At 57.2% G+C, this 6030-nt stretch carries 3 protein-coding genes and 2 pseudogenes; 4 read left to right on the plus strand and 1 reads right to left on the minus strand.

Annotated elements, in window-relative coordinates; all coding sequences use genetic code 11:
• Positions 1–95 precede the first annotated feature (95 nt).
• Positions 96–1058, minus strand: a pseudogene (locus tag AC0L3P_RS39050) (IS3 family transposase); the annotation flags it as partial.
• 266 nt (positions 1059–1324) lie between these two features.
• Here AC0L3P_RS39050 and AC0L3P_RS39055 point away from each other — a divergent pair.
• The 4 genes and pseudogenes from AC0L3P_RS39055 to AC0L3P_RS39070 all read left to right on the plus strand — a co-directional run.
• Positions 1325–1485 (plus strand): annotated as a pseudogene (locus AC0L3P_RS39055) (IS3 family transposase); the annotation flags it as partial.
• Positions 1486–2149: 664 nt separating this feature from the next.
• On the plus strand, positions 2150–4249 hold the full coding sequence (sctV, locus tag AC0L3P_RS39060) for a type III secretion system export apparatus subunit SctV (RefSeq protein WP_473309318.1): 2100 nt from the start codon (positions 2150–2152) through the stop codon (positions 4247–4249).
• On the plus strand, positions 4246–5616 hold the full coding sequence (locus tag AC0L3P_RS39065) for an FHA domain-containing protein (protein ID WP_473309319.1): 1371 nt from the start codon (positions 4246–4248) through the stop codon (positions 5614–5616). Before sctV ends, AC0L3P_RS39065 begins: the two co-directional genes overlap by 4 nt.
• A 14-nt stretch (positions 5617–5630) precedes the next feature.
• Complete coding sequence (locus AC0L3P_RS39070) at positions 5631–5855, plus strand: EscE/YscE/SsaE family type III secretion system needle protein co-chaperone (RefSeq protein ID WP_473309321.1); 225 nt, start codon at positions 5631–5633, stop codon at positions 5853–5855.
• Positions 5856–6030 lie beyond the last annotated feature (175 nt).

Genomic DNA, 6030 nt, shown 5'->3' on the forward strand with positions numbered 1-6030 from the left:
GCCTGCTCCTGCAAGCCGACTTCGAGGGGCCTACCCTCATCTCCGATAAAGCATCGCCACCGTTCATATTTCGAACAGTGACGTTCACAGCACACAACTTCTTCGTATTTGACGCTTTTCCAAAGCCTCTCAACGAACACGTTGTCTCGCCAAGCGCGCCATCCATGCTGATGGCGATGCCGTTTTCGGCGAGGACGCCGGTGAAGGCCGCACCGGTGAACTGCGAGCCCTGGTCGGTGTTGAAGATGTCCGGCTTGCCATGACGCGCGAGAGCATCTTCCAACGTATCGACGCAGAACGCCGCCTCCATCGTGATCGACAGCCGCCACGACAGAACACGACGTGTCGCCCAGTCCAGCACCACGGCGAGATAGACGAAACCACGCCGCATCCGAATGTTGATGTCCATTGCCCACGCATGGTCGCGCCGCTCGATCTTCAATCCGCACAACAGGTACGGGTAGATCTTGTGACCCGGTGCCGGCTTGCTCGTGTTCGGGCGACGATAGACCGCCTCGATCCCCATGCGCTTCATCAGCGTCGCGATGTGGCGGCGACCAGCCTATACGCCCTCCCGCCGCAGCAACGATCGCAGCATACGCGCTCCCGCGAAGGGATAATCGAGATGCAGCTCATCGAGCCGACGCATCAAGGCAAGGTCCTCGGCCGAAACTGGCCGAGGTTCATAGTAGACCGTGCTGCGAGCCAGCTTCAGGACCTTCGTCTGGCGCACGATCCATGACCGCGGTCGATCATCGTTTTGCGCTCAGCAGGCCCGCCTTGGTGAGCGCGCCGGACAAAAAATCGTTTTCCAACGCCAGCTCGCCGATCTTGGCATGTAACGCCTTCAAATCGACTGGCGTCTCGGCCGATGCCTTGTCACGCCCAAACACGCCGGCGGCGCCTTCCAGGAGCTGGTTTTTCCAGATCGTGATCTGGTTCGGATGAACATCAAACAGTTGCGCCAGCTCCGCCAGCGTCTTGTCGCCTTTGACCGCAGCCAAAGCAACCTTCGCCTTGAATGCCGGAGAATGCGTCCGGCGGCTCTTCTTCGTCATCTTCGCTCCTGATTCGCGGCAAGAATCCTCGCCGCTGTCAGGCAGAAAATCCACTCAAGCTACTGTCCGAATTTGCCGGGCCAGCTCTCTGGTCGAGGGCGCCCAGAAAATTGGCGTCGTCTCGACGGTCATAACCAGTTGCCAAAACTCGTTCTCGGTGTGACATTCAACAACGGGATCGAGGTCATTGCCAAGCCGACCGACCGTCAGCCCAAAACCGCCGCCGCCTGACCGGCCCGGCCGTCACCAAAAGTTGGCGATAGCTCCCGCATTCCTCGCTCGGCTATCTGACCCCTGCGGCCTATGCCGCCTACTCACCGCAACGTGCGATCGGCTGCGCAACCCCGACCAGCTCCGCCGATCGCACGTTGCTCACACCGCGCCAAACGGCGTAACATCCGCCGAGACTCTAACCGCTACTGGGTGACACTTCAGGCGCAGGTCAACAACGCTCACCGCCTCAGTTAAATCCAGCGGGGCGCTGTCCAAACAACCGTGCCGCACAACAAAATCGTCCACCCATCATTCGTGTCCGGTACTGTCAACGTGTTACTTTGTAAACACCATTCACGGCAGAACTGAATGTTTCAGACTGGTGAGGACTTACCAGAAGCAAATACAATTTCGATATTGAGCCCGCCGACCATGTTTTGCCTTTCACTGGCGATCATGGTCTCAATCTTTCCATGCCCCTCACGGCAAAGAACAACGCTTTTCCGGAAGCCACGCGTATCGCCCTGGCCGTTACGCCGGGTTTCGGACCGCGGCACGGAACTGACACGAGAGAGGGGGCCTCCTCCGACTGCGGTCGTGTTCGGCCAAGTCAGGTTGACAACATTATGTCCGTCACTCGACGTTGTGCCTCAGGGGCTGCGCCGCCGACGTGCATCCCTCAGTCTCGATTGCGCAGGACTGCACAAAGCCCCGGATGGCACACCCTTTGCAAGATCTGCAGCATGCGCACAGCACTTCCGGTCCAAGCGCCGGGACCAATGGCCCTAACCAATCCACTGATGCGGGTCGACTGCGAGAGGCAACCTGTTGGTTGGAATGCATTCTCTGGCCGTGGCCCTGCAGGGAAACCCGCGCGCATGCCAGGTGTGAAAGTTCTCGACAAGCTCCTAGCAGTCGCCAGCCGCCGCAATGATATCGTTTTGGTGGCGCTGTTGATCACTCTCATTTTGGTGATGATCATTCCAGTACCGCCGGTCCTTATGGATCTGCTGCAGGCTCTCAACCTCGGATTCTCAGCGCTTCTGCTGATGATGGCGGTCTACATTCGATCACCTCTTGCGTTTGTCTCCTTCCCCTCGGTGCTTTTGCTGACAACGCTCTTTCGGCTGTCGCTCGGCATCGCCGCGACACGCACTATCTTGCTGCATGCGGACGCCGGCCAGATCATCAAGACGTTCGGCGACTTTGTCGTGGCAGGTAATCTGGTCGTGGGCGCGGTCACGTTCCTGATCATGACAATTGTGCAGTTTCTGGTCATCACGAAAGGATCTGAGCGCGTCGCCGAGGTTGCCGCACGCTTCTCTCTGGATTCAATGCCGGGCAAGCAAATGAGCGTCGACGGGGACTTGCGAGCCGGCAGCATCGACATCCGAGAGGCACGCCGCCGCCGGGTTGCCATCGAGCGCGAGAGTCAATTTTACGGTGCGCTAGACGGCGCCATGAAGTTCCTCAAGGGTGATGCCATCGCCGGGTTGATCAGCATCGCAGTGAACATCATAGGCGGGATCACGATTGGCTGCCTTCAGAAAGGGATGGGGTTGTCCGAGTCGCTGGAGGTCTATGCAATTCTGACCGTCGGCGATGGACTCGTCGGTCAGATACCCGCTCTATTCACCTCGATCACGGCAGGCCTTATCGTGACCAGGGTAAGTGACGAGAATAACAGCCCAGATCTCGGCAATAAGATCGGTCACGAGGTCAGCGCACAGCCACGCGCCTTGATTGCTGGATCATTCGTCCTTCTCCTGTTTTCCTTCGTACCTGGTTTTCCAACGTTGATTTTCATGATCTTGGCTGCAGCCGTTGGGGGAGGCGGGTGGCAACTGAGGCGCAGTCAGCGGCTTTCGGCCCCCGGACCTTCCTACTCAATGATGGGGGGGGGGCTCCCCAGGCAAGCGGACGAGACGGTCGAAGGGAGCGGAGCGGGTGACAATAATATAACGCTCACCATACCCCTCATGGTCGACATAGGTCCCGAACTTCAGGCGATCATCGAGCCTGATTTACTAAAAATGGGGTTCGCGTCTGTCCGGCAGACACTCCTTCTGGATCTTGGCGTTCCTTTTCCAGCGATCAATGTGCGGGTCAACGACAGCTGCAGGAATGGAGCCTATATCATTATGGTAAACGAAATACCGTGTGGCGAAGGATGCCTGCGGCCCGAACATGTTCTGGCGCGTGACACCCCCGAGAATCTCGAGAATCTGGGGATTCCGTGTGTTGTGGACAAATCCTTCCTGCCTCAGATGGACACAGTCTGGGTGGACTTTACACATCGCGAGTCGTTGCGGGCTCTCAATATCGCATTCTTGGAATCGATTGAGATCCTTAGCTACCATATCGGCCAAGTCCTGCGCAGGCGCGCCGATGAGTTTATCGGTATCCAGGAAGCGAAGGCTCTTCTGAACCACGTGGAAGCACGATCCCCTGAACTCGTAAAGGAGGTCCTGCGCTCAATTCCTCTTCAGAAGATTTCCGAGGTCTTCCAGCGACTAATCTCGGAAGGGGTTTCGCTGCGCAATATGCGCGCCATCCTGACGGCACTGGTCGAATGTGCACAGAACGAAAAAGACGCAGTTCTGCTCACCGAGCATGTGCGGCGTGCGCTGAAGAGGCAAATCTGCTTCCAGCATTGTATCGGGTTGAACCTTCTGCCGGCCTATGTCCTGACCCCGGAACTGGAAGAGACCGTGCGCAACGCCATTCGACAGAGTACCGCCGGAAGCTATCTCGCTCTCGATGCTCGAACCAGACGTCAAATCATTGACAACATGAGAGAAGCTAATGGTAACCTCGATCAACAAGCGCACAAGCCGGTCTTGCTGACTTCAATGGATACGCGTCGACACTTGCGCAAGCTTATCGAAGTCGAGTTCCACGAAATTCCAGTGCTCTCCTATCAGGAGCTTACCCCCGAAGTCTCCATACAAACATTGGGAAGGATATCATTGCAATGAGGGACACGGACATAGATCAAGATGTTCGGACGGGTGATCCGGCCAAGCTCGTTTTACGCGTGCTGTCCGGCCCTAATAGGGGTGCCGAGACGTGGGTAGACGAGGGAGTCTGGCTGATCGGTAGTGATGACGCGGATGACCTCACCTTTGCCGATTCGGAGCTAGTTGGTTCACATCTTCGCATCGCCATCGAAGCGGGAATTGTTCATGTTACCGCGCTCGCGCCGGGCGTGCTCGTCGGCGGCAGCAACTGCCCGACAGACCACCAAGCGATGCTCGATCCCTTCACTCCGGTCCGGGTTGGGCGGACGATTTTTAGTATCGGCCCAGTCGGCCGTAGCTTTCCCGAAGGCTCTGTATTCGAGCGAAGAAGGCTCGATGAGGAACATTTGGACTCCGCTCCCGAAGGAGCGTCGACGCCGCACAGTGCAAAAACAGCTCTCGCCGTGGGCTCGTTAACCCGACGATGGCGGCTTGGCGCGCAGGCTTGTGCCATCCTGATCATGATGTATGGGGTGTGGGCCGGGATAGAGCGGGTTCGCTCTTTCACCTTGGCCGCCCTTCCAGACACTGGTTCGATCAAGGCTGCGGATCGCGATTTCAATGTGGCGAGCAATTTCGGCACACTGCTCTCCGATGATAAAGGAGGTATCAGCGGCGATTTGCGGCCCCAAAAGGGAACTAAGCTGGAATCCGCCCCACGCGGTCCCGGGCTAGCTGCTGAAGTCACACCCGAGCGACGGGCCGCCAGCACATCGTCTGACACAAAGCTCATCGACCTCGCAACCACGGTCATACGCGCGTTCGGCATCGACGGCAATATTAGCCTGCGGGGTGCCGGAGAGATTTCAGTGACAGGATATGGGCCGAGCGATGCAAATGTCGAAGCGGCTCTTCGTCGCGTGCGGCAGGATATTCCTGGGGTAAACAGAATTGATGATGCGCTCGTAACACCGGACCGCGCGCGCACTTTCCTCGAGAGGGCTACAACAACCGAACTGCGCCGCTCCATTCGCATCCTGACGAAGCCGGACGTCGTACTCGTTTCCGGAGCACTGACTCCGATTAGTTACAAAGAGTGGCAAAACGTGGCTTCGCGCTTCGCGGAGAAGTTCGCGCCCCACATCCGGCTCGAGATGCAGTGTTCGCTAATGGCATCGCCGACAGTAAGAGGTGTGTACCTCGGCCGAACGCCATTCATCATTGTTCAGAATGGAACGCGCTTGAAAGTTGGCGACACTGTCGACCAGTTCGGGAAGATCGTCTCTATCGATCGCGATGGATTGTTCGTGCGTATCGGAGAGTCTGAGTTGCATGTTCTCTATCCAAGCAAGCCAGAATGGATAGCCGAAGAGGATCAAGGGTAAGAGAGCTTTTGGGCATGCTTGGGTTGCAGAAACAGCTGCTAGATGACGTCGATGGCACATTCAGATATGCCCTTGAGAAAGAGTTTGATATGTGGCGGAAATCGATAAAGCTTGAGATGGACGGGGGTGTCGCGAGGGATCATTTCGAAGCATTACAAGCATTACTCGAGGCACTGGATGCCGCAACAGAGGTTGTCAATACAACGTGGGTTCGGCACCATAGCGAAACCGTTTTTTAGTTCGGAGAGTGCGATGGATTTCATGGCTATAAGCGGCTCTATTGGTAGGTCTGTTGCGGCGTCGGAACGCAACGTGAGAGGTCACATGGGGGCCATGAAGAGCTATCGCCAACTTTTGGTGACGGCCGGGCCGGTCACGCGGCGGTTTTGGGCTGACGGTCGGTCGGCTTGGCGA

It is taken from the genome of Bradyrhizobium sp. WSM4874, from assembly GCF_055811835.1.